The organism is Kordiimonas gwangyangensis DSM 19435 = JCM 12864, assembly GCF_000375545.1.
Lineage (GTDB): Bacteria > Pseudomonadota > Alphaproteobacteria > Sphingomonadales > Kordiimonadaceae > Kordiimonas > Kordiimonas gwangyangensis.
The window spans coordinates 182,539-206,187 of record NZ_AQXF01000005.1 but is presented as its reverse complement, the minus strand read 5'-3'; the positions used below and the strand labels follow the sequence as shown (position 1 = coordinate 206,187).

Here is a 23,649-nt window from a genome sequence, read left to right as displayed (position 1 = left end):
GTTCGGTTTTCGGGGTTAGTTTTCTGTTTTATTGGTTGAAGATAGAAAAATAATCGCCTTTGAAATTTTATTACAATTTCATCAGTGCGCATTATGGCGATTTATTGGAATGCTGATCACCAGTCGCCGAGGGCCGATTGCCACAGGCAGATGGCGGACATGGCTGCAGTATCGGCACGAAGGACGCGAGGTCCCAGTGCTACGACCACGGTGTTCTTGTGCGACCGGATCATCTTGCGCTCATCATCGTCGAAACCACCTTCGGGCCCGATAATGATCGCCCATGGTTTGGCGCTTCCCTTGGTGTCCACTTTCGCAAGGGCGTCATGTGCGCTGTCGCCCGAAAGGTCTTCATCACAGAACATGATCATGCGGTCGTCTGGCCAGCTCGCCAGCAGCTTCCCCAGCTTGATTGGTTCGTCAGATGTGGGAACGTTAAGACGCTCGCACTGTTCTGCCGCCTCAATAGCGTTGGCGCGAAGACGGTCTGTCTTCACGCGGTCAACGATTGTACGCCGCGTATAAACCGGGATCATATGGCTGACACCCAGTTCGGTCGCTTTTTGCGCCATGAAGTCGAGCCGCGCTTTCTTGATCGGCGCAAAGGCAAGCCAAAGGTCAGGCTCCGTTACTTGTTCGCGCGTTTTTTCATTCACCTTCAAGGTGACTTCGCGCTTTTTGACATCAATAACCTCGGCAGCCCACTCGCCGTCCCGCCCGTTAAAGAGTGCAACAGCGGTGCCCGCGACCGCACGCATGACATTGGCGAGATAATGGCTCTGTTCCTGACCAAGCGCAATGATGCCGCCGCCGGGCAGGTTCTCTTCAATGAACAGGCGGTGCTGGATTTTCTTGGCCATAGGGTAAGCTCCGGAGCGCGATGTTTAGAGTGTCTTCGTGAGGTAGCGTACCGTCTTGCCGTTCGCAAGCAAAGCTGTGCCCACTTCCTTAAAACCCAGTTTGGCGTGGAAGGCGTCTGAGCCCGGGTTAGGTGGGTCCATGTTCACTTCGCATCCTACGACGCTGTAACCGTCCCCCTTCGCGCGGGCGAACAGATCTTCATAAAGTGCGCGGGCAAGACCTTGGCCACGCGCTGCCTCTGCCGTGATGATGCGGTCAATGTAGGCGAAGCGCGAGTAGCGTTTCTTGAACCAAAGGAAGTTGGGGCTTGAATAGTCCCCCTCCTGATCGAAGCCGAGCAGGAATGCACGCGCAGGCTCAACGCCGCGTGCATAGTATGCGTTGCCGATCATGCGCTGAAGGTCAGCTCTCGTCAGGAACGAGGTCTCTTTCTGGTGCGCGTTGTTGAGTGCGAGAACGCCCTCAAGGTTCATCCCCGCCATATCTTCGATAACTGTCGTCATCCGTTGCCTCGTTTATTAGATGCCAAGGCTAACGGTTTCCTCAATTACCGCGCGGGTGTCAATAAAGTCAGGCAGGCAACCGTAACTGCCGTGCCGCCCACTGCCGTCAAGGCGGGTGGCGATATAGGCGCGGGCGACGTGGTCTGGCGCGCGTTCCATAAGGAGGCGTGCCGCGGCGAGTGTCGCGATACGCTCCGTGAGCCAGCGGCCCTGTGCTTCCGGCATGGTGCCGGATGAAAGAAGCGTCGCCAGTTCCTTGTAGGCTGTGTCATAGGTGGGCGCATGGCCCATGCCACCACCAAGCCATTTGATGCCGGCTTCGAACGCGTCCCGCTCCCGCATGGCGACACGCATCAGGTCAAGGCACATCACGCTGCCCGAACCTTCCCAGATGGAGTTGACCGGCAGCTCGCGGTAGATGCGCGCCAGCACACCGTCCTCTACATAGCCGTTGCCGCCATGTACTTCCATTGCCTCGTAAGCAAGGGTGGGGCCGCGCTTCGTGACCCAGTATTTAGTCACCGGCGTCATGAGGCGGGCATAGGCGCTGTCCTCGCCGCCGTCTTCCATGCGCTCGTAGGAGCCCGCGAGGCGCATCGCAAGGTGGGTGGCGGCTGTCACCTCCAAGCACATGTCGGCCAGAAGGGCGGCCATCATGGGTTGGTCAATCAGCTTGCGCTGGAATACGGTGCGGTAGCTGGCGTGGTGCACCGCGCGGCTGAGCGCCTGACGCATCAGCCCGGCTGAACCGAGCGCACAATCAAGCCGGGTATAGTTGGCCATGGTCATGATATTGGCGATACCGCGGCCCTCATCCCCAATAAGGATGCCTTCCGCTTCATGGAATTCGACTTCCGATGACGCGTTGGACTTGTTGCCAAGCTTGTTCTTGAGCCGCTGGAAGCGAAGACTGTTCATGCTGCCATCTGCGCGGAAGCGCGGCACAAAGAAGACCGAGAGCTTTTCATCTGTTTGTGCCAGCACAAGGAACGCGTCGCACATGGGAGCTGACATGAACCATTTGTGCCCGGTGATCAGGTAGCGTTCGCCCGCACCACCAGAACCCACAGGCTTAGCTGTTGTGGTGTTGGCGCGGACATCTGTGCCGCCCTGCTTTTCTGTCATGCCCATGCCCACGGTGATGCCGCTTTTCTGTTCAATGGGAATGAAGCGCGGGTCGTAGGCGCGGGAGAGTAGTTTATTCTTGAGTTGGTCAAACAGATCCGGCTGGTTCTGGAGCGCCGGGATTGCCGCATGGGTCATAGTGATGGGGCAGATGTGGCCTGCCTCAACCTGGCTCATGATGTAATGCTTGGCGGCGCGTACGGGGCCAACGCCGTCATGTTTGCGGCGGTCGTCCTGCGCGAGGCTGTCAAACGCGCCGCAGTGAATGCCCGCTTCTTTCGACCGTGCCATGAAGTGGTGATAGCTTGGGTGAAACTCCACACTATCCGCACGGAAGCCCTGATTATCAAACAGGTTCAACTCCGGCAGATGTTTGTTCGCGAGGTGCCCTTGATGAAACTCCTCCGCTGTGCCGATACTTTTGCCAAAGGCGGACAGTTCGGCGTTCGCCCAATCGGCACCTTCAGCCTTGATAGCGGCCACCAGCGGCAAGTCGCTCGTATAAAGGTCCACACCGTCATAAATCGGTGGCTGGTTGAATACCTGATGGGTTTCAAAGGCTTTTGTCATGGCTTCCCCCGCTGTCGGATACATCACCATAAACTAGCCCTAACGAGCTTGTTTTCCAGCGCTATTCTTTAACCGTTTCGGGAACAAGTGCGCGGTAGTCGTCAGCCCTGAGGGCTTGAATGACGGTATTCACATCGTCTTGGTCTGCGTCGAGGGCGCGCGCAACTTCTGCCCCAAGGCTGAGGCTTGCTTCCAGGGTTTCAGGTACCGTGTGGGTCGCGCCTAGCGCGCGAAGGGCACGGGCGGCCGTGGCATTATGGGTGCGCACGTAGGTGGGCAATGTTGCACACTCCCTGCGCGCACTCAGGATCATGCGCTCGGCCGCTTTGGGGTCGTCAAGCGTGATCACCAGCAGTGCCGCGCGGTCTGCCCCCACAGCACGCAGTATTTCCGGGCGTGCGGCATCGCCGTATACCGCCTTATAACCGCAGTCGCGCGCGTGTTTAACATGCACCGGGTCAAGGTCAACGGCCGTGAACGGGATATCAAGGTCCGACAGGATGCGGGCGATGGTTTCCCCCACCCGTCCAAAGCCCGCAATAATAACCTGCTTTCGCGCATCTTCGCTTTCGTTTGGTGTTGGCAGTGCCGCTGCCTTTTCGTGGGTCATGCGGCGGGAAAGACGTATGCCAAGCGCGAACAAAAGCGGCGTGACGGCCATCGATAGGGCAATGACGGCGGACAGTACTTCCACAAGTTCGCCAGAAAGCACACCTTCTGCCTTCGCGTAAGTGAATAGCACAAAGCCAAATTCTCCAGCTTGTGCCAGCAGTGCACCAACTTTTATGCCCTCCGGCACAGTGTAGCCCATCAGGCGCACGAGGCCGGTGATGATGACGGCTTTCAGGACCAGCAGTACCGCCAGCATGCCAAGAATAAGCCAAGTCTGGTCTGCGAGCGTGCCGAAGTTGATACCCATGCCGACGGCCATGAAAAAGAGGCCAAGCAGCAGGCCGCGGAACGGCATGATGTCAACTTCTACCTGATGGCGAAATTCGCTTTCGGCCATCAGCAGGCCGGCGATGAACGCCCCCATGGCCATAGAAAGGCCGACACTTTCCATGAACCAGCCAAACCCAAGCACAAGCAACAGGGCGAAGCCGGTGAAAACTTCCGGCGTTTTGATCGTGGCAACCATGCGGAAGAGAGGGTTGATGGCAAGCCGGCCCGCGATGACCACGCCTGCCAGAATGGCAAGTGTCTCAAGGATGGCAAGCCCGAAGGAGGCACCCACCGTGACTTCACCCTGGGCCAGCAGCGGCACCAGTGCCAGCAGTGGCACCACAGCCAAGTCTTGCAATAGGAGGATCGAAAATCCGGCCCGTCCCCATTGGCTCGAAAGCTGATTTTTTGCGGCCAGTAACTGTACACCGAAGGCGGTGGAAGACAGCCCGAGGCCAAGGCCGACCAGCGCGGCGGCGCCAGGCATCAGGTCCAGCGTATAGAAAGCGAGAAACGAGAGGACTGCACCACAGACAAGAAGCTGCAGGGAGCCAAGGCCAAACACTTGCCGCCGCATTACCCAAAGGCGTGCCGGCTTGAGCTCAATGCCGATGATGAACAGCAGGAATACCACACCAAATTCGCCGATGTGGGCGATTTGGGTAGGGTCATGTATGAGCCCAAGGCCCCATGGGCCGATGATCATGCCGCCAACGAGATACCCAAGAATGGCACCAAAACCGAGGCGCCCGAACACGGTCGCCGCCACCACGGCAACGGCCATGAGACTAAGGATTTCAACAAGCGAGGTATCGGTATGCATGGCCAGAAAAAATCCATTGAGTAAATAAGGTTAGGACGTGCGCGCACCCAATTGTAAACACCGTCCGATCACGCGTAAAGCATGTTTGCCAGCTTTGTTAGGCCGCGGTGCGGCGGCTGAGGGCGGTGAGGAGGCCGGCGCCGATGAGGAAACCGCCACCCGCGCGCTCGACCACCTTTTTGAAGCCGGGTCGGGCAAACCTTGCGCGCAGGCTGCCTGCGGCAAGCGCCCAAAGCACGGTATTTAGGCTCGCGAGCCCAATAAAGGTAGCTTCCAGAATAAGGAATTGTGGCACCAGCGCTTCATGCTGGTTGATGAACTGCGGCAGGAAAGCGGTGAAAAACACGATACCCTTTGGGTTAAGCACGGTCACAATGTAACAGCGCCAGAATACCTGCTTATCACGCCCGATCTCATTCGCAGCGAACTCAAGGGCCGCAGTACTGTTCGCGCTTCGCCACATCTTGACACCGAGGTAAATAAGGTAGGCCGCGCCAATATATTTCACCACCGTGAACAGAAACGCACTGGCCGCGAGAAGCGCACCCGCACCAATCAGCGACAGTGTCATGGCTGTGAAATCGGCTGCCGCAACACCAAGTGTGCTTGCTGGAATTGCCCGCGGCCCCTTGCTGAGTGCAAAGCTGACCACCATCATGACTGTAGGGCCAGGCATGGCAACAAGCACGGCGCTTGCGATGGCGAAGGAGAGCCACAGTTCAAAAGACATGATGAGTTCCTCACTGTTCTGCTTTTCCAAACTAAACACACGAATAGGCATGAAGGGCAAGGGGAGGCAGCAGTTTTCTTGACAGCTGAAGCGCGACACCGTAACGCCATGGGCATGACAATGCGACCAGAACATGATGTGGTGATCACCGCTGATGCGGTAGAGGGAAGCTGGGTATACCGGCAGGCGCCCAAGGCCTGGCGGCCATACCTAAAGCTCGCCCGGATGGACCGGCCGGTGGGCACGTGGCTGCTGTTGTGGCCGTGCTGGTGGTCCCTCGCGCTTGCAGTTGGTAGCGGTTTCACGCTGTATCATGCATATCTGCTTGCCATTTTCGGTATTGGTGCGCTTGCAATGCGCGGGGCGGGCTGTACCTATAATGATATCATCGACAAGGATTTTGACGCGGCGGTCGCCCGCACACGGACACGCCCCATTCCAGCGGGTGAGGTGACCATCAAACAGGCTTGGGCATTCCTTGTATTCCAGTGCCTGATCGGCCTTGCTGTTCTGCTGCAACTTGGGGCTTTTGCCATCATGGTCGGGCTGGGGTCGCTGCTGATGGTGGCGGCTTACCCGTTTATGAAGCGCATCACCGGTTGGCCACAGGCTTGGCTTGGCCTGACGTTCAACTGGGGCGTGCTGGTGGGCTGGGCCACGGTGCAGGGCGAGCTGTCGGCCGCGCCCCTGGTGCTTTACTTCGGGGCGCTCTTCTGGACGCTCGGCTACGACACCATCTATGCCCACCAGGACAAGGACGATGACGCGCTGATCGGCGTGAAGTCGACTGCGCTTACGCTCGGCGCGCAGACCAAACCGGCGCTTGTGCTGTTTTACAGTCTTTTTATAATTGCGCTCATCGTTGCGGGAAGCCTTGCCAATCTTGGATTTTTCTATTACATCGGCATCGCGCTTGCGGGGCTTCACCTCGGCGCACAGGTGGTGCGGGTCGATATTGACGATGCTGGCCTCTGTTTGAAAGTTTTCCGCTCGAACATCGCATTCGGCTGGATCGTTTTTGTGGCGCTCATTGTCGGGCAGCTCACAGCCTGACCCAGAAGGTGTGGTGCAAGGGCTTCTCCCCAACCATTCTTTAAGGCCAAGGACCCCAATCCATGGATATCAAAAAAATTCCCGTTGGCGAAAATGCCCCTTGGGACGTGAACGTCATCATCGAAGTTCCTGCTGGTACCGAACCGGTGAAATACGAGCTGGATAAAGAATCCGGCGCACTGTTTGTTGACCGCATCATGCACACCAGCATGCGCTATCCCTGCAACTATGGCTTCATCCCGCACACGCTGGCCGACGATGGTGACCCGGTTGACGTTCTGCTTGCGAACCGTACGCCGATCATGCCGGGCGCTGTTGTGCGCTGCCGTCCGCTTGGTGTTCTGATCATGGAAGACGAAGCTGGCATGGACGAGAAGCTGCTGATGGTGCCAGTGGACAAGCTGCACCCCTTCTACAGCAAAGTGAAAAGCTACGATGAACTGCCGGAAATCTTCCTTGCGCAGATATCGCACTTCTTCGAGCACTACAAAGACCTTGAAAAAGGCAAGTGGGTAAAAGTTGTGGGCTGGGAAGGCCCGGAAAAAGCAGCTTCACTCATTGAAGAAGGTATCAAAGCAGAAGCCGCAGCAAAATAAGCACGCGCTTCAAAGAATTCGGAAAAGCCCGGCTCAATCGCCGGGCTTTTTTGCATTCAGGGGCGATATTCCGCAATATTCACCTTGTAGGCATGGCATGACTTTCCAAGACTTTACCTATCAACCGACAGGAGGAAGACTTGAAAACAATAAAAACTCTGCTCGCCGCCGCCAGCCTGATGTGCGCAACTGCGGGCGCCTGCGCCGACCCCATTGATCCAGCGACAGACGATCTGATCAGGGATTTGATGGCCGAGCACAATGTGCCTGGTCTTGCCTACGTCCTGATTGAAGATGGTGAGGTTAAAGTCCAGAAAACATATGGCTATGCCAAGGTGGAAGAAGGGCTGGAGCTGAACAAAGACACGGTGATGTATGCTGCGTCGCTTACTAAGCTCGTGTTTGCCGTTTATGTGCTGCAGTTGGTGGATGAGGGGGCGCTAGACCTTGATGTGCCAATCGGTACTTACCTCAAGAAGCCGCTGCCTGAGTACACCGGTGACGGAGGTTCCATTCTCGAGAACTATACCGACCTCAAAGGTGACCCGCGCTGGCAGAAGTTGACCTTGCGGATGCTATTGTCTCATACAACTGGCCTGCCCAATTACCGGTTTTTCTCACCGGAGGGTACATTCGACCGCGGGCGCAAACTGCAGTTTTTCTTCGACCCCGATGAGCGCTACGGCTACTCGGGGGAGGGGTATTACATCGCACAGCTTGTGGTCGAGGAGGCAACGGGGCGGGAAACCGCGAGCGAGTTGCAGCGGCGTTTCTTTGACCCGCTCGACATGACCCGTACGAGCCTCACGTGGCGGGATGATTTTATGCCAAACTATACCCACGGCTACAGCGCGGAGGGTGAAAACCTGAGGCACAATATGCAGTCGAACGCACGCGCGGCAGGCTCGATGGATACAACCCCGAATGATCTTGCTGCGTGGGTCGCCGCACTTATGGGAGGCCAGTTGCTCTCTGACGCGGCATTTGCTGAACTTGTGGGTTCGGGGTTTCCAATCACCTCACGGCACCAGTTTCCAACGCTTGATGCCACCTCGTACGGTCCCAATCGTGAGATTGATCTGTCTGCGGGGGTTGGAACCGTCAATTGGAAGGGCCCGCAAGGTCGCGGCTTTGTGAAGGGCGGGCACAATGAGAAAACAGATAACCTGATGGTTTGTCTGCTCGAGAGAAACCGCTGTGTATTGCTGATGTCGAATGCCGCGAAAGGTGACCTGATATTCCCGCAGATATTCGAGAAAGCGCTGGGCCCAACGGGTTTGCCCTGGAGTTGGGAATATGCATCGCTGAGAAGTAAGTGACTGGAACCTTTCACTTAAAAATTGTAGAAGCTCAGGGGTTTGTTAATATTTGCTGGATATTGTGTCGGTTGGAATTTGTGCTCCGGCACATCAGGCAATGCAGTGGACGGGACGAATGAGCCTCTACGAACAGATTGGCGGCAAGGCGGCAGTTGATCAAGCGGTGGTGCTATTCCACGCTAAAATGATGGCGGACCCGCTCCTGAACCGTTTTTTCGATCATATCTCTCAGGATGACTATTACCGTAAACAAAGCTGGTTTCTGACCACTGTTTTGAAAGGTGAAAGCATCGGGGCCGAGAGTTATATGCGCATGAGCCACAAGACTTTGGTGCGCAAGCACGGCCTCAATGAAACGCATTTTGATGCCGTGGCATCACACCTGCAATCCTCACTTGAGGATTTGGGACTTGAGGCTGAAAAGGTCGCTGAAATCGTAGCGGCCGCAGCCAGCCTCAAGGATGCCGTGCTTAACCGCTGACAAACAAGCCGCTATGCGGCGGCTTGCCTGCTGTAGTGCGGATACCATTCTTTCAGCCCCCTTGCGACATATTGGGTGATATTGGCGTGTGATCCTACCAGCTCCTTCGCCCAGGTTTGCTCGGGCGCTTCAAGGAAATTGACCAATATTCCAAATGCTATTGCGTCGGTGATGCCGGGTGCTTCGCCACAGAAATAGGGGTTTTCGCCGAGCGCACAGGCCAGCGTATGAAGGTCCGCATCCAGCATCGCTCTCAGATCTTCCGCTTCGTGCCTGGAAAGAAGGCTGTGGTCAAAACACTTTCGCATCTGGCCGCGAATTCCTTCCGCAATGGCGTCATCAAGCTCGCCGAAGAAATGGGCCCTCGTCAGCGCCCAGCCCTTGGCGTCGACCCAGCGGGTATACACCAGAAGCAGGTAGGTATGGTTTTCCAGCATGCGGCACAAGGCGCTCTGAAGCGCGCGCTTGTTCGCATGGGTGGTACCCAAAAAGCTGGCGTTATATTTTTCCTGCAGATGCCATCTGATAAATTCTGAATCTTCCACCATGGTCTCCCCGTCCATCAGGACAGGGAGCTTTTGTTTTGGAAAGGCCGTGTGGTCATCGGGTACTTTTAGCTCGTACGTCAAGCCCGCTAGTTGTAGTAAAATCTCAGCTTTCGTGCAAAACGGGCTGAGATTGAACGCGCCAGGGTCTGTCGGGAAGACGTAAAGTGTGCGGTCGGTCATGGCTCTAGTCCTTACGCAGCCATAAGGAGTGCATGGGATGCGGGGTACCAACGTGCCAAGCCACGTTCGACATAGGTCTTGAGGGTGGCAAATTCAGCTACCATGTCAGCGGTCCAGGTTTTGATCGGCGATGCGTAGAAGTTGGCCAGCAGGCCCAGCACACAGGCGTCAACAAAGCTAGGCTCACGGCCAAAGAACCAGTCATCACTGCCGAGTATGATGGAAAGCGCGGAAAGATCCTCACGGACAAAGGCCTTGATCTCCGCGTCGCTGTGCCGCCCGAACCCGTCCAGATACAGGGTTTCGCGGACACGCTCCCGCACAGCGTTGGCAATCTCGTCCGGTGCTTGTGCAAAAAAGATCGCTTTGGTCTGTGCCCAACCATCATCCGTTGCCCAGCGTGCATGCAGCAGTGCATACCGTGTGCGTTCCTCTACCATGCGGCACAAGCTATGGCCGATGGCGCGCTGCACTTTTGCCAGATGGCGGCTGAAGTTGGCACCATGTTTTTGCTCAAGGTGCGCACGGATCATTTCGCTGTCTTCAATCACCTCGCTGGCGTCAATAAGCACAGGGAGCTTTTGTTTTGAATAGGCCTTGAAGTCTTCAGGGACCACGAGTTCGTAGTCGACTTCCGCCATTTTTAAAAGGATGTCCGCTTTAGTGCAGAAAGGGCTCAGGTTGAACATGCCTTCACCGGTTGGGAAGGCGCAAAGCTGAAGTTTCACTGTCATTTTGATTATCCTCGCTATCGTGATCGGGCGTCGAGGACAAACCTAGCCAACGCCTACTGACAAAAAATGTCAGCAACGAATGGAAGAATATTAAAAGTCGCATCAAGCGACTGAAATGTAAGGGGAAAAATAGAGTGGTGCCGAATGAAGTAGGCGGTAACTACCAGTCGTAGCCGCCAATTTCGGTTTGGCGGAGGACGCGACGATAAGGGGCAGGTGCTACCCGAGTTGCGGCATGCATGGCGCGATCAAAAAGGCCAACACGCGCCCGCGCGCCCCGAACAAGACGGGCAACCGACGGCGTGCTGGGGATGAGAAACATGAGCCCGATCACGAAAAAGATGATGCCGAACGGAATCGGTGTCAGCATTCCAAGAATGCCGAACAAACAGAAAAATGTACCTATCAGGCGGCACAACAGGCGTACCATGCCTAGTCTCCAATCGCTGTCAAATGCGCTATAGCGCTTGTCTATTTATAGCATACACATAATGTGGCTTAACAAAGGCATCAAGATGCCTCAGAAAGAAACCGCAGCTTTTCGATATTGTTGCAAATGAAACTATTTAGCGGTATGTCGATTGGCAACGGTCACGCTAGGGACGCATTTGGCTGTATTTAAGGCCTTAGAGCGCCTTCAGGCGGTCCCCTGATCCCCAATTCCTGTTCGGGAGGTTTGCATGAAAAAAGTATATGAGAGCGCGGAAGCTGCGCTGGATGGTCTGCTGTTTGACGGCATGACCATGATGGCTGGCGGCTTCGGGCTTTGCGGTATTCCGGAGAACCTGATCGCGGCTGTCCACAAGTCCGGCGTTTCAGGCCTGACAGTCATTTCCAACAACTGCGGTGTCGACGGTTTCGGCCTTGGCGTGCTTCTGGACGCCAAACAGATCGCCAAGATGGTCTCGTCCTATGTGGGTGAGAACAAGGAGTTCGAGCGTCAGTACCTTGACGGCGAGCTGCAGCTTGAGTTCAACCCGCAGGGCACGCTTGCCGAGCGTATTCGCGCAGGTGGCGCAGGTATTCCGGGCTTCTACACCAAGACCGGTGTGGGCACGCTCATCGCCGAAGGTAAGGAACACAAGGATTTTGGTGGCGAGACCTTTATCCTCGAGACCGGCCTGACAGCTGATGTCTCAATCGTGAAAGCCTGGAAGGGCGACACCGAAGGCAACCTCATCTTCCGCAAGACCGCACGTAACTTCAACCCGATGATGGCAACCGCCGGCAAGGTGACGGTGGCCGAGGTTGAAGAACTGGTGCAGCCGGGTGAACTGGACCCTGACCACATCCACACGCCAGGTATTTTTGTGCAGCGTATTGTGAAAGGCACGTTCGAGAAACGCATCGAGCAGCGCACTGTTCGTGAAAGGGAGGCAGTCTAATGGCTTGGGATCGTAACCAGATGGCCGCCCGCGCGGCACGTGAACTTGAAGACGGCTTCTACGTGAACCTCGGCATCGGTATCCCGACGCTTGTGGCCAACTATATCCCTGAGGGCATGGAAGTCACGCTCCAGAGCGAGAACGGCATGCTGGGCATGGGCCCATTCCCCTATGAGGACGAGGTTGACCCGGACCTCATCAACGCCGGCAAGCAGACGATCACTGAACTGCCGACCTCAAGCTATTTCTCATCCGCGGACAGCTTCGGCATGATCCGTGGTGGTCATATTGACCTCTCGATCCTTGGTGCCATGGAAGTGGCGGAGAACGGTGACCTCGCTAACTGGATGATCCCGGGCAAGATGGTCAAGGGCATGGGCGGCGCGATGGATCTTGTGGCTGGCGTCAAGCGCGTGGTGGTGATCATGGATCACACCAATAAGGCGGGCGCCTCGAAGCTCCTGAAGGCCTGCACCCTGCCGCTCACGGGCACGCAGGTGGTGGACCGCATCATCACCGGCCTCGGCGTCTTTGATGTGGTTGAAGGCGGCCTCAAGGTAGTTGAGCTTGCTGACGGCGTCACCATGGATGACGTCAAAGCGGCAACCGAAGCGACCATCGTCCAATAATCAAATCTCTCGAAGCGGTGCGGTGGCCTGGACAAGCCAGCCCTGCACTGCTTCGATGTCATTCTTTTTGCGTGCGTTCGCCGGATAAAGCGCATAATGCCCATGGCCTTCTAGGCTTGGCTCATAAGGGCGAACAAGAAGCCCTTCCGCAATCTCCTTGCTCATCATCCGCACACTCAAAAGCGCCATGCCGCGCCCGGCTATTGCAGCTTGTGCCGCGTGCGTGTCATCATCGAAGCTCAGGGCTGGCGCGCCATCTGGCACCTTGAGCCCCGCAGCACTGAACCAGCGCGACCAAGTGGGCGTCTTGCTGTCGGGTTTGTGCCAGCGGCTGGATATCCGTGGCACATCAGCGGCGTGTTCAAGGTCTGGTATGGGGAGTAGGGGGCTACATACCGGTGCGAAGCAATCTTGGAACAAGAAAGCGTGCATCATCTCGCCTTGAGGCGCGGGCCCATAGCGCACCGCGATATCTGCGATGCCGCTACCCAAGGGCACTACGGTCTCTGAAGCATGGAGCTGCAAGTTGATGCTGGGATGGGCCTCTGCGAATTCTGACAACCGAGGCATGAGCCACTGCGTCATGAAACTGCTGGTGACAGAAAGTACTACATTGCGGCGGCTCGTGTTTGGCCTGAGTTTACCAACGGCTTCTGCAATCAGATCAAGCGCCTCACCACACGCTGGGTAGAGCTGTGCGCCAGCCGGAGTTAGCTCCACCTTCCGAATCTGTCGGATGAAAAGCTGCGTCTGCAGGATGCCCTCAAGCGATTTGATCTGATGACTGATAGCCGTGGGAGTTACGCCCAGTTCCCGCCCAGCTTCCTTGAAACTTTGCAGCCTAGCCGCGGCTTCGAACGCACGGATGGCGGGGAGTGGGGGTAGCCTTCTCATGAATGAACTATACTCATCTGTTGGCTGAGAATATAGAGTTTGTTAGATGGGCAATAGCACAAACATAAGCCTCACGGAAAAACACAATTGAGCCATCTGGCCGATTATAGACCGAGAGGATTATGTTATGACGACCCTTCTTCACATTGATGCCAGTGCCCGGCTCGGCCGGTCGGATCAGGAGCGGTATGGCTCCCACTCCCGCCGCCTCAGCGCACGTTTCATGGAAGGTTGGCGCGCCTCACGCCCTGAGGATAAAGTGGTGTACCGTGATGTCGGTGCAATGCCGCCGCAGCCCGTCACAGGAGAGTGGATTCATGCTGCTTTCACGAAAGCAGCGGACAGGGAACCATGGATGCATGACGTGCTCCGGGAAAGCGACGAACTTGTGGATGAGCTTATGGCTGCGGATATCGTGGTCGTTGGTGTGCCAATGTATAATTTTGGCATGCCTGCGCAGTTCAAGGCCTATATCGACAATATCGTAAGGGTAGGGCGCACGTTCGGTTTCGAACGCAGTGGCGCAGATGTCAGCTACTGGCCAATGTTGACGGAAGGCAAGAAACTGGTGCTGCTCTCATCCCGCGGGGACGTGGGATACGGTGCCGGAGGCCCACTTGAGTCTAGCAACCATGTGGAGCCAGCCATCAAAACTGCGTTTGCCTATATTGGCGTGCAGGATGTGCATATGGTAGCCGCAGAATACGACGAATATGGCGGTGAGAAGCTTGAGGCATCGCTGAGTGCTGCTGAGCAGGAAATCGAAGCGCTCGTTCGTCAGTTGTGCGGCGACAGCAACACTACTCTAGCGGCTGGTATGTAAAGCCAAGGTTGGCCATGGCGTCCCCAAGGGCATTCAGCGTGCTTTTGGGGAGCCCGCGGCTACAAGCGATGAAGATGGGCAGCGAAGGCATCGTGCCGACACCGTGAATGGGTTTCAGGTTTGCAATCTCCGGGTTTTCGTCCATCGCGAAATGCCATTGGTCTTCCGGTACGATTGCATAGTGTGCGCGGCCCGCAACAACCATGTTCAGAAGTTGAAGGTCGGTTTTACCAGTGCGTAGAATCCAGCGTGGCTTTTCAGAAGCAAGGACAGTGTCAACCTCCTGCCCATATACACCGCTCTCAAGGAGGGCACCGATCAGCGACTTGTCCCGCACAAGATTGACGAGCGAGCCATGCGTTCTGATCTTGTCCGCCTGTGTGGGGTCAGCGACCACGAGGTCACCGGGAACCACATCAAAAATATAGGGCAGGAAGCTCCAGACCGCAGCGCGGTCAGGGGTGCGCAAGCGGCCAGTTGTGCAAATTAGGCGGCGGCCGTCATCAAGCATCCGTGCTTCTTCATCAATACTGGAAGGTTGCCACGCGACATCGAAGCCGGCTGCTGTAGCGATCTTTTCCACTTGTTCGGCGTAGAGGCCTGCGGGTTTACCGTCCACCACAAGAAGGTGCGGGGGATAATGGTAATAGGTTACCGCGAGCGAAGGCTTTTCGTCAGCTAAAGCTGACAAGCTCCACAAAGAAACCAGACCTGCAAACAACAAAGGAAACTTCATTCCTACTTTCCGAACCGCCCCACACGGATAGCGGGGCATACACTTGACGATTTCGTTTCGATGATCAAGCCTGAATTCAAATCACTTGCGGCTTTGGGCGCCTTCCCGCATGCTTGAGCCGCGTTTTAAGTGGTTATTAGTAGGCCAGAACCGGTTAATATCTTATGAGCGCCGCACAAAACAGTATATTTGACCAACTGCCGCCGTTCGCTGAACGCTCTGCAATTTCAGACGTGCTGAAGGCGTGGTGCCGGTGGCGCGGGCGAGAGTTGATGCCGCTTCGCAGCCAGATCAAAACAAACGATTTGCCTGACCTGATGCGGGGTATGATGCTGCTCGAAGCGCAGGCGCCTGACAGCTTTATCTTCCGTTTTTCCGGCAGTCTGTATCAGGATATTTACGGTTTTGACTTCACCGGCATGAACTACCTTGAGATCACTGATATCAGCGTGAGAGGACTTCGTTCGCGCAGGCTTTGGAGCCTTGTTGAACAACCGGCCGGGGCGGTCTGGACCACGCCATCAGTGGAAGGTCAAGATTTTGTGGGCGTTTCCGTGCCAATAGCGCCAGACGAGCCGGATACAGTTTTGAAGATTATGCAGGTGGTGGTGCCTGTCCTTGGCGTGCAAGGCCTGGCGGCCGAGCGCAAACGCCGCCGCCAAAGCCATGTCGAATTCTCTGACCAGTTTCGCTACATCGATATAGGTGCGGGCAAACCGGATAGCGCGCTTGAAGCCTAGCCCGCTGTACCGCCCACAGTGATGCCGTCAATGCGGAGCGTTGGTTGGCCAACACCCGCCGGAACACTTTGCCCGCCCTTTCCGCAAGTTCCGACGCCGCGATCAAGTTTCAGGTCATTGCCGATCATCGACACGCGCTTCAGCACGTCTGGCCCGTTGCCGATGAGGGTGGCGCCTTTAACCGGCTCCATGATCTTGCCGCCGCGTACTCGGTAGGCTTCCGTGCATGAGAAAACAAACTTGCCGGATGTGATATCCACCTGACCACCACCGAAGTTGACAGCATAGAGACCGTCGTCAACGCTCGCGAGGATCTCAGCCGGGTCTTTGTCGCCCGCGAGCATGAATGTATTGGTCATGCGCGGCATTGGTTGGTGGGCGAAACTCTGGCGACGGCCATTGCCTGTGGGCGTCATACCCATCAGTCGCGCGTTCAGCCGGTCCTGCATGTAGCCCTTAAGCACGCCGTCCTCAATTAGTACCGTGCGTTCCGTCGGCGTGCCCTCATCGTCCACGGTCAGGCTACCCCGTTTGTCCGTCAAGGTACCATCGTCAACCACGGTGATTCCCTTGGCCGCGACTTGTTCACCCATGAGGCCTGCAAAGGCCGAAGTCTTTTTACGGTTGAAGTCACCCTCTAGCCCGTGACCCACAGCTTCGTGAAGTAGTACGCCGGGCCAGCCCGGGCCGAGAACCACGGTCATCTCGCCGGCTGGCGCATCCACACTTGCCAAGTTTACTTCGGCCTGCCGGATCGCTTCCTTAACCTGCGCCTGCCAATGCCCCTCGTCAAAGAGGAAATCGTATGATTCACGGCCGCCCAAACCTTCATAGCCGACTTCCTGACGCTCACCATCGCCCATGACCACGGAAACGTTCAAGCGCACGAGGGGGCGGAAGTCGCGCACCCGGTGACCGTCGGCACGGATAATCTCTACCGCCTGCCAACTGCCGAGAAGGCTCGCGCTCACCTGTCTTATACGGTCGTCCTGCGCGCGGGCGTAGGCATCAATCTCTTCAAGAAGCCTGACCTTGCGACCAAACTCGATACCGCCGAGTGGGTTGTCGTCTGTATACAGCTGCTTGTTCGTACGGGCAGGGGCCAGGCTCATGTGACCGTCTTTACCCGTCTTCACCGCGCGAATGGTTTCACCAGCGCGCCGGATGGCGGCTTCGGACAGTTCATTTGAATGGGCGTACCCGGTTGATTCGCCTGCAACGGCACGAAGTCCGAAACCTTGACTTGAATCAAAGCTCGCCGATTTGAGCCTGCCGTCATCGAAAGTGAAAGACTCGGATTGTGTGGCCTCTAGATATAATTCGCCGTCTTCCATGCCGTGAAGCGTTTCGCCAACGAGTGCCTCTGTGCGGCTCTCATCAAGGTCTGACTCTTTAAAAAAGAAGTTGAGCGACGCTGCGGCATCGGACATGGAAAAACTCCTCACTTGGTTTTCTGCGGAAAATTGCGGCGAATTGACGCATTTTCTGCCCTCGGATGGTGTTTAACATGATATCCTGCCGCGTAAAACGCAAGCTGGTGGGGCGAAAAATTAACGATTTACGGCAGAAAAATGGCCGTTGGGCATCTCTCGGGCTTGAGCCTGAGAAAACGTCTGGTATAACGTGCCCGCATTCAATTCGATGACGATATTGTCCGGCAGGGTCAGGGCGTCATCGAACTGCCGACAGGTTGGGGTTAATTTATTAGCCGGTCGGTTGCCCGCATAGGGTAGGAACAAAAGGAAAGCAGAACTATGAACGTCAAAAGGCTTACCGCCGGAGTTATGGCCGCTCTTGTGGCATTTTTCGGTTCTACGGTTGGCGCATTGGCTCAGGACCGTGTAGGGGCACCCAAGGACAAGGGTCTGTGGCTTCAGGAAGCCGCCTCTGAACAGGCTGCCAAAATTGCCGATTTTAACGAGCTCCTGCTGTGGATCATTGTTGTGATCACAGCTTTCGTCTTCGTCCTCATGTTTTATGTGATGTGGCGCTACCGCGAGAAGGCGAACCCGGAACCTTCAAAGACCAGCCACAATACGCTGATTGAATTTATCTGGACGGTTGTGCCTATTTTCATCCTCGTGGTGATTGGCTTTATCTCTATCCCGCTGCTCTATTTCCAAGACGTAGTTCCGGAAACAGAGTTTGCTGTGAACGTGACGGGCAACCAGTGGAACTGGACCTATGCCTATCCTGATCACGACGGCATCGAATTTACTGCATCCGTACTGCCTGACAGTGCACACGTAGCGGGTTCCGCCGAGCGTGCTGAGGCTGAGCAAGCGCTTTCAGTATTCCTTGGTCGTCCAGCGAAGCTCAACGCGCGTCTTCTCGACACAGACGTACGCCTTGTGGTTCCGGTGAACACCAAAGTGAAAGTTCAGCTGACAGCTTCCGACGTGATTCACGCATGGACCGTGCCGAGCTTCGGTGTGAAGCTTGATGCTGTACCGGGCCGCCTGAACCAGACATGGTTCGAAGCAAACCAGATTGGCACTTTCTACGGCCAATGTTCGGAGCTTTGCGGTAAAGACCACGCCTTCATGCCGATTGCGGTAGAAGTTGTGTCGAAAGAAGATTTCGCCAAGTGGGTGGAGCGTGCGAAGGCAGAATATGCTGACGCGGGCACCACGGCTCTTGGTCGATAGTAGCGTAGGGAAAGGAAGAGCAATGGCTCACGAAAACCCGACTGGTTGGAAACGCTGGGTCTATTCGACCAACCATAAAGATATCGGCGTTATGTATCTGTGGTTTGCATTCTTTGCAGGCCTCATCGGCTTCACCATGTCCGGCCTGATGCGCATGGAACTGATGGAGCCGGGCGTGAACTTCCTGCCGGGCCTCTTCGGCATGACCGAAGACCAGGCACGTCATATGTTTAACGTCCTGACCACCGGCCACGGCCTTATCATGGTATTCTTCATGGTAATGCCTGCGCTGATTGGTGGCTTTGGTAACTATTTTGTTCCGCTGATGATCGGCGCGCCAGATATGGCGTTCCCACGCATGAACAACATCTCCTTCTGGCTGATGCCGCCTTCGTTCATCCTGCTTCTGCTTTCCACTTTTGTGGAAGGTACGAGCGGTATGCCGGGCTTCGGTGGTGGCTGGACTGCGTATGCACCGCTGTCGACATATGGTCACACGGGTCCGTCCATGGACCTCGCGATCCTGTCGCTTCACGTTGCAGGCGCATCCTCGATCATGGGCGCGATCAACTACATCACGACCATCTTCAACATGCGTGCTCCGGGCATGACCATCCACAAGATGCCTCTGTTCGCTTGGTCTGTGCTGATCACGGCGTTCCTTCTTGTGCTGTCGCTTCCAGTTCTCGCTGGTGCGATCACCATGCTTCTGACCGACCGTAACTTCGGTACCACCTTCTTCGATCCCGCTGGCGGTGGCGACCCGATCCTGTACCAGCACCTGTTCTGGTTCTTCGGTCACCCTGAAGTATACATCATGATCCTGCCGGCCTTCGGCATCATCAGCCACATCGTGTCCACCTTCTCGCGCAAGCCTGTATTCGGTTACCTCGGCATGGCGTACGCGATGGCAGCAATCGGCTTCATCGGCTTCGTTGTGTGGGCTCACCACATGTACACCGTTGGCCTCGATGTTGACACGAAAGCCTACTTTGTTGCGGCAACAATGGTGATCGCGGTTCCGACCGGCGTGAAGATCTTCTCCTGGATTGCAACGATGTGGGGTGGTTCCATCCGCTTCACCGTTCCGATGCTCTACGCTATCGCGTTCATCCTCCTGTTCACGATGGGTGGTGTAACCGGCGTGGTTCTGTCAAACGCAGGTGCAGACGTTCCGCTCCATGACACCTACTATGTGGTTGCTCACTTCCACTATGTACTGTCGCTTGGTGCTGTGTTCGCAATCTTCGCGGGCCTCTACTACTGGATTGGCAAAATGTCGGGCAAACAATACCCGAACTTCCTTGCCAACGTTCAGTTCTGGGTGACCTTCGTCGGTGTGAACATGATCTTCTTCCCGCAGCACTTCCTTGGTCTGCAGGGTATGCCGCGCCGCTACGTTGACTATACGGATGCGCACGCATACTGGAACAAGATCTCGAGCTACGGCTACCTCGTGACGCTGGTTGGTGTACTGCTCTTCATCCTTGTGATGGCAATGACCATCTTCAAGAAGAAGAAAGATGTACCGGATAACCAGTGGGGTGAAGGTGCGACCACGCTTGAATGGACGCTGTCGTCGCCTCCTCCGTTCCACCAGTTCAACGAACTCCCGCGCATTAAGTAAGCGCTTGATCGTTAGACAAGGAACAGTGTTTTGGCAGATAGCCTGACATCTTTTAACGACCGCTCTCAGCCTTCCGCATCGCGGGAGGCTGAGGCGCGTGACTTCTTCGCGCTCCTTAAGCCGCGGGTGATGTCACTTGTTATTTTCACCGGCTTTGTCGGCCTTGTTGCCGCGCCCGGTGAAATGAACCCGGTTCTTGCCTTTGCTGCGATCCTGTTGATCGCCGTGGGGGCAGGCGCCAGCGGCGCGCTCAATATGTGGTATGACGCGGATATCGACGCGATCATGAAGCGCACGGCAAACCGCCCCATTCCTGCTGGCAAGGTAACACCGGGTGATGCGCTCGGTTTCGGCCTTACGCTCAGCATTGCGTCTGTTGTGCTGCTCGGCCTTATCGTCAACCTGACGGCAGCCGCACTGCTTGCGCTCACGATTTTCTTCTATGTTGTGATCTATTCCATGTGGCTCAAGCGCCGCACGCCGCAGAACATCGTCATCGGTGGCGCGGCCGGTGCTTTCCCACCGGTCATTGGCTGGGCTGCGGTCACCGATAGCGTCACGATCGAGAGCCTTGTGCTCTTTGGTATTATCTTCCTCTGGACTCCGCCGCACTTCTGGGCGCTGTCGCTCTTCATCTCGAAAGATTACGAGAAGGTGGGCGTGCCTATGCTGCCTGTTGTTGCAGGCCCAGAGGAAACCCGTCGCCAGATCATGCTCTACAGCCTTCTGGTGGTTCCATGCGGCATCGCGCCGTATTTCATGGGTTTTGCGGGGCCGGTTTATGGCGTCGTATCCACACTTCTTGGTGCCTGGTTCCTTGTGCTTGCGGCCTTTGTCTGGCGCGGCCATGAGAAAGCCGACCGGAAGCTGTTCGCCTTCTCGATTTTGTATCTGTTTTCGCTGTTCGCTACGCTTGCAGCAGAACGCCTGATTGCCGGAGTTGTTGCATGACACAAGAATCTGAAATGCATCAGCGCATGAAGAAGCGCAACCGCGTGCTGGGCTTGTCGCTCGCCGCATTTGTGATTTTGATTGCTGTGATCAGCTTCTTCAAAATCAAGGCTCTCGCGCCATGAGTGATATAAGCAAGAAAAACGGCCGCATGGCCTTCATCTTTGCGGGTGTTGCTGTGGGCATGGTCGGTATGGCTTATGCCGCTGTGCCTCTATATAACCTCTTTTGTCAGGTTACGGGTTACGGCGGCACCACGCAGCAAGTAGAAGTCTCGAGCGGCGAAGTGATTGAGCGTGAGATGAAGGTTCGTTTCAACGCAGCCGTCCACCGCGATATGCCATGGGATTTCAAGCCAGTTCAGATCAGCCAGAAGATGCACATTGGCGAACAGAAGCTGGCTTACTATGAGGCCTATAATCCGACGAACAAAACCATCGTCGGTACGGCGACATACAATGTTACCCCGCACAAAGCGGGTGAATATTTTGCAAAGATTGAATGTTTCTGCTTTACAGAGCAGGAGCTGAAACCGGGCGAACGGATCAGTATGCCGGTCGTCTACTTTATCGATCCTCTGATTGCTGAGGATCGGAATCTGGATGAAGTTAGCGAGGTCACCCTTTCATACACCTTCTTCGTCAAAGAAATTGAAGACGATAAGGCGGAAAGTTCGGTGGGGCGCTAGTGCTAGGGTAGGAAAGGGCGCCGGCATTTGACCGGCACTTGTTAGGAGAGATTTTATGGCGGGTGACGTTAAGCACGATTACCACTTGGTAAACCCCAGCCCATGGCCGGCGGTAGCGTCATTTTCAGTTCTGCTGCTCACAATCGGTGCGGTCTTCACGATGAAGCCTGATGCCGAGCTGTTCGGCATGACCGGGTTTGGCAACTATTTCTTTGCGATCGGCTTCATTGGCCTGATCTACACCATGTTCGCGTGGTGGAAAGATGTTGTGAAAGAAGCAAACCAGGGCGACCACAAACCAGTGGTGCGTATTGGCCTGCGCTACGGCATGATCCTGTTCATTGCGTCCGAAGTTATGTTCTTCGTCGCATGGTTCTGGGCATTCTTTGACGCGTCGCTGTACCCCAAGATGCCAATCCCGAACTTTGGTGAGTTCTGGGATATCATCGGCAACGACGCGCCTTGGCCGCCGGCTGGCATCGAGACGTTCGACCCGTGGCACCTGCCGCTGATGAACACGCTGATCCTGCTGCTTTCGGGCACGACCGTTACCTGGGCACACCACGCTGTACTGCACGGTGATCGCGAAGGCCTCAAGAAAGGCCTGTGGCTTACGGTTCTGCTTGGCGCATTCTTCTCCTGTGTTCAGGCGTATGAGTATGCGCACGCAGCCTTCGGCTTTGCAGGCAGCATCTACGGTGCGACCTTCTACATGGCAACCGGCTTCCACGGCTTCCACGTCCTCGTGGGTACCATCTTCCTCGCAGTGTGCTTGGGCCGTGCCTACAAAGGCCACTTTACGCCTGACCACCACTTCGGCCTCGAAGCTGCAGCCTGGTACTGGCACTTTGTAGACGTCGTCTGGATCTTCCTGTTCTTCGTTGTTTACATCTGGGGCGGCCAATAAGGCATGACCGGTTCGACAAACGAACAAGAGACAACGACCGACCGGGGGGCTTCCTCCCGGTCGGTTTCTCCTTATAGGGCAGGACTTGGTGCAAAGTGCCCCAGTTGTGGCGAGGGCAAGCTGTTTGAGAACGGGCTCTCGGTGCGCCAGCAATGTGATGTCTGTGGCTTTGATCTCTCGGCTGCTGATCCCGGTGACGGCGCTCAGGTCTTCGTGATCCTGATCATGGGTGCGCTGACGGCCCTTATGGGCTTCATCGTTGTTGGTGCCCTGCATTGGCCGCTATGGGCGGTAGCCCTCAGTCTGTTCGTCTTCATTATGGCCGGTAGCATCTGGATGCTCCGTGTATTCAAGGCTTTGCTGATTGCGCTGCAGTTCCATCATGACGCGCGTGAGGGCGCGCTTGGGGGCGAGGATGAATAAACGCTTTGCACCCGGGGCACCGCTCACTGTTGCCGCTGCAATTGGCCTCTTCATCCTGCTCGGCCTCGGTACATGGCAGGCGCGCAAGGTTGGGCCAAAGACCGAACTGGTTCATAAAATTGAAGCGGGGCTGAGTGCAGAACCCATGCCGCTGCCTGTGCATCTTGATGACCCAAGCACGCTCGACTATCGCCGTGTGAGCTTTTCGGGTGAGTTGATCGAGGTTGAACCCATCCGGGTGTTCGCGACTTCAACAGAAGGTAAGGCTGGCTATCACATCTATGCACCCGTCAAGAAGCAGTACGGCATGGCTGTGCTGGTTAATTTCGGTTGGGTCCCCGCAGCGATGAAAGATGCGCCGGGCTTGCCTTATGGCGCCACGCTCGATGTAACTGGTGTGCTGCGCGTGAGCGCGCAACCGGGCAGCATGACACCCGAGAATAAGCCAGAGGCCGGCGATTGGTATACAGCGGATGTTTACCAGATGGCGGAAGCCTTCGGTCTGCGCACGAAGGAATTTTACCATTTCCGTGTGTTCGCAGATGAAGGCGTGCTGGCGACGAATTTACCCAAAGGCGGACAGGTGCGTGTAGATATTCGCAACGACCATTTCCAGTATGCGCTCACTTGGTATGGCATCGCGCTTACGCTCATCGGTGTGTATGTCGCTTTTGGCTTCAAAAGAGGCCGTGAGATGCGCGGTTAGCCTTGCATCTCCCTCCTTCTGCCCCTA

At 56.0% G+C, this 23,649-nt stretch carries 27 protein-coding genes; 16 read left to right on the top strand and 11 right to left on the bottom strand.

Features of this window, described 5'->3' with window-relative positions:
- Positions 1 to 116 precede the first annotated feature (116 nt).
- The 5 genes from B150_RS0115055 to B150_RS0115035 all read right to left on the bottom strand — a co-directional run bounded on the left by B150_RS0115055 (position 117) and on the right by B150_RS0115035 (position 5,554).
- Positions 117 to 860 (bottom strand): 16S rRNA (uracil(1498)-N(3))-methyltransferase, encoded by a 744-nt coding sequence (locus tag B150_RS0115055; RefSeq protein WP_020400771.1) that lies wholly within the window; start codon positions 858 to 860, stop codon positions 117 to 119.
- A 24-nt stretch (positions 861 to 884) separates the two neighbouring features.
- Positions 885 to 1,364 carry a GNAT family N-acetyltransferase gene (locus tag B150_RS0115050; RefSeq protein ID WP_020400770.1) on the bottom strand — a complete coding sequence of 160 codons (480 nt, stop codon included), beginning with the start codon at positions 1,362 to 1,364 and terminating at the stop codon, positions 885 to 887.
- Positions 1,365 to 1,379: 15 nt separating this feature from the next.
- Positions 1,380 to 3,059, bottom strand: coding sequence for an acyl-CoA dehydrogenase family protein (locus B150_RS0115045; protein WP_026168415.1), 1,680 nt, complete (start codon positions 3,057 to 3,059; stop codon positions 1,380 to 1,382).
- A gap of 61 nt (positions 3,060 to 3,120) precedes the next feature.
- On the bottom strand, positions 3,121 to 4,824 hold the full coding sequence (locus B150_RS0115040) for a monovalent cation:proton antiporter-2 (CPA2) family protein (RefSeq protein ID WP_020400768.1): 1,704 nt from the start codon (positions 4,822 to 4,824) through the stop codon (positions 3,121 to 3,123).
- 97 nt (positions 4,825 to 4,921) lie between these two features.
- On the bottom strand, positions 4,922 to 5,554 hold the full coding sequence (locus B150_RS0115035; protein WP_020400767.1) for a LysE family translocator: 633 nt from the start codon (positions 5,552 to 5,554) through the stop codon (positions 4,922 to 4,924).
- Positions 5,555 to 5,674: 120 nt separating this feature from the next.
- Between B150_RS0115035 and ubiA the strand changes: the two genes are divergently transcribed.
- From ubiA to B150_RS0115015, 4 genes are all read left to right on the top strand, one after another.
- Positions 5,675 to 6,607 (top strand): 4-hydroxybenzoate octaprenyltransferase, encoded by a 933-nt coding sequence (gene ubiA, locus B150_RS0115030; protein ID WP_020400766.1) that lies wholly within the window; start codon positions 5,675 to 5,677, stop codon positions 6,605 to 6,607.
- A gap of 62 nt (positions 6,608 to 6,669) precedes the next feature.
- Entirely contained in the window at positions 6,670 to 7,203 is a 534-nt protein-coding gene (gene ppa / locus B150_RS0115025) for an inorganic diphosphatase (protein ID WP_020400765.1), read from the top strand.
- A 140-nt stretch (positions 7,204 to 7,343) separates the two neighbouring features.
- Entirely contained in the window at positions 7,344 to 8,522 is a 1,179-nt protein-coding gene (locus B150_RS0115020) for a serine hydrolase domain-containing protein (RefSeq protein WP_020400764.1), read from the top strand.
- 49 nt (positions 8,523 to 8,571) lie between these two features.
- Complete coding sequence (locus B150_RS0115015; RefSeq protein ID WP_155860089.1) at positions 8,572 to 9,003, top strand: truncated hemoglobin; 432 nt, start codon at positions 8,572 to 8,574, stop codon at positions 9,001 to 9,003.
- Positions 9,004 to 9,014: 11 nt separating this feature from the next.
- On the opposite strand, the gene B150_RS0115010 is transcribed toward B150_RS0115015, so the two are convergent.
- The 3 genes from B150_RS0115010 to B150_RS0115000 form a co-directional block, all read right to left on the bottom strand.
- Positions 9,015 to 9,731 (bottom strand): glutathione S-transferase family protein, encoded by a 717-nt coding sequence (locus B150_RS0115010; RefSeq protein WP_020400762.1) that lies wholly within the window; start codon positions 9,729 to 9,731, stop codon positions 9,015 to 9,017.
- A gap of 11 nt (positions 9,732 to 9,742) precedes the next feature.
- Entirely contained in the window at positions 9,743 to 10,465 is a 723-nt protein-coding gene (locus B150_RS0115005) for a glutathione S-transferase family protein (protein WP_020400761.1), read from the bottom strand.
- A 160-nt stretch (positions 10,466 to 10,625) separates the two neighbouring features.
- Positions 10,626 to 10,895: a hypothetical protein gene (locus tag B150_RS0115000; RefSeq protein ID WP_020400760.1), complete on the bottom strand. Its 270-nt coding sequence runs from the start codon at positions 10,893 to 10,895 to the stop codon at positions 10,626 to 10,628.
- Positions 10,896 to 11,145: 250 nt separating this feature from the next.
- On the opposite strand from B150_RS0115000, the gene B150_RS0114995 reads away from it, so the two are divergent.
- Both B150_RS0114995 and B150_RS0114990 read left to right on the top strand, forming a co-directional pair.
- Positions 11,146 to 11,850, top strand: a complete 705-nt coding sequence (locus tag B150_RS0114995) for a CoA transferase subunit A (RefSeq protein WP_020400759.1) — start codon at positions 11,146 to 11,148, stop codon at positions 11,848 to 11,850.
- The gene (locus B150_RS0114990) at positions 11,850 to 12,479 is read left to right on the top strand and encodes a CoA transferase subunit B (protein WP_020400758.1); all 630 of its coding nucleotides are present in this window, start codon (positions 11,850 to 11,852) and stop codon (positions 12,477 to 12,479) included. Before B150_RS0114995 ends, B150_RS0114990 begins: the two co-directional genes overlap by 1 nt.
- Here the strand turns inward: B150_RS0114990 and B150_RS0114985 are convergent, their stop codons facing one another.
- The gene (locus tag B150_RS0114985; RefSeq protein WP_020400757.1) at positions 12,480 to 13,373 is read right to left on the bottom strand and encodes a LysR substrate-binding domain-containing protein; all 894 of its coding nucleotides are present in this window, start codon (positions 13,371 to 13,373) and stop codon (positions 12,480 to 12,482) included.
- 127 nt (positions 13,374 to 13,500) lie between these two features.
- On the opposite strand from B150_RS0114985, the gene B150_RS0114980 reads away from it, so the two are divergent.
- Positions 13,501 to 14,196 carry an FMN-dependent NADH-azoreductase gene (locus tag B150_RS0114980; RefSeq protein ID WP_020400756.1) on the top strand — a complete coding sequence of 232 codons (696 nt, stop codon included), beginning with the start codon at positions 13,501 to 13,503 and terminating at the stop codon, positions 14,194 to 14,196.
- Here the strand turns inward: B150_RS0114980 and B150_RS0114975 are convergent.
- Positions 14,174 to 14,887 carry a transporter substrate-binding domain-containing protein gene (locus tag B150_RS0114975; protein ID WP_162139712.1) on the bottom strand — a complete coding sequence of 238 codons (714 nt, stop codon included), beginning with the start codon at positions 14,885 to 14,887 and terminating at the stop codon, positions 14,174 to 14,176. The two genes, B150_RS0114980 and B150_RS0114975, sit on opposite strands and share 23 nt — an antisense overlap.
- Before the next feature lie 209 nt (positions 14,888 to 15,096).
- On the opposite strand from B150_RS0114975, the gene B150_RS0114970 reads away from it, so the two are divergent.
- On the top strand, positions 15,097 to 15,672 hold the full coding sequence (locus tag B150_RS0114970; protein ID WP_081611480.1) for a PAS domain-containing protein: 576 nt from the start codon (positions 15,097 to 15,099) through the stop codon (positions 15,670 to 15,672).
- On the opposite strand, the gene tldD is transcribed toward B150_RS0114970, so the two are convergent.
- Positions 15,669 to 17,102, bottom strand: coding sequence for a metalloprotease TldD (tldD, locus tag B150_RS0114965; RefSeq protein ID WP_020400753.1), 1,434 nt, complete (start codon positions 17,100 to 17,102; stop codon positions 15,669 to 15,671). The genes B150_RS0114970 and tldD overlap by 4 nt on opposite strands.
- Before the next feature lie 324 nt (positions 17,103 to 17,426).
- Here tldD and coxB point away from each other — a divergent pair, with 324 nt between their 5' ends.
- Genes coxB through B150_RS22580 form a run of 8 tightly spaced genes read left to right on the top strand, consistent with a single transcriptional unit; the run spans position 17,427 to position 23,622 of the window.
- Complete coding sequence (coxB, locus tag B150_RS0114960) at positions 17,427 to 18,320, top strand: cytochrome c oxidase subunit II (RefSeq protein ID WP_020400752.1); 894 nt, start codon at positions 17,427 to 17,429, stop codon at positions 18,318 to 18,320.
- A 22-nt stretch (positions 18,321 to 18,342) separates the two neighbouring features.
- On the top strand, positions 18,343 to 19,947 hold the full coding sequence (ctaD, locus tag B150_RS0114955) for a cytochrome c oxidase subunit I (protein ID WP_020400751.1): 1,605 nt from the start codon (positions 18,343 to 18,345) through the stop codon (positions 19,945 to 19,947).
- 30 nt (positions 19,948 to 19,977) lie between these two features.
- Positions 19,978 to 20,898 (top strand): heme o synthase, encoded by a 921-nt coding sequence (locus tag B150_RS0114950; RefSeq protein ID WP_020400750.1) that lies wholly within the window; start codon positions 19,978 to 19,980, stop codon positions 20,896 to 20,898.
- On the top strand, positions 20,895 to 21,023 hold the full coding sequence (locus B150_RS23545; RefSeq protein ID WP_020400749.1) for a hypothetical protein: 129 nt from the start codon (positions 20,895 to 20,897) through the stop codon (positions 21,021 to 21,023). Before B150_RS0114950 ends, B150_RS23545 begins: the two co-directional genes overlap by 4 nt.
- Entirely contained in the window at positions 21,020 to 21,586 is a 567-nt protein-coding gene (locus tag B150_RS0114940; RefSeq protein WP_020400748.1) for a cytochrome c oxidase assembly protein, read from the top strand. The genes B150_RS23545 and B150_RS0114940 overlap by 4 nt, the downstream gene beginning before the upstream one ends.
- 55 nt (positions 21,587 to 21,641) lie before the next feature.
- Positions 21,642 to 22,493: a cytochrome c oxidase subunit 3 gene (locus tag B150_RS0114935; protein WP_020400747.1), complete on the top strand. Its 852-nt coding sequence runs from the start codon at positions 21,642 to 21,644 to the stop codon at positions 22,491 to 22,493.
- Between the two features lie 3 nt (positions 22,494 to 22,496).
- Positions 22,497 to 22,916, top strand: a complete 420-nt coding sequence (locus tag B150_RS0114930) for a DUF983 domain-containing protein (protein WP_026168414.1) — start codon at positions 22,497 to 22,499, stop codon at positions 22,914 to 22,916.
- On the top strand, positions 22,909 to 23,622 hold the full coding sequence (locus B150_RS22580; protein ID WP_020400745.1) for an SURF1 family protein: 714 nt from the start codon (positions 22,909 to 22,911) through the stop codon (positions 23,620 to 23,622). Before B150_RS0114930 ends, B150_RS22580 begins: the two co-directional genes overlap by 8 nt.
- Positions 23,623 to 23,649: the final 27 nt, after the last annotated feature.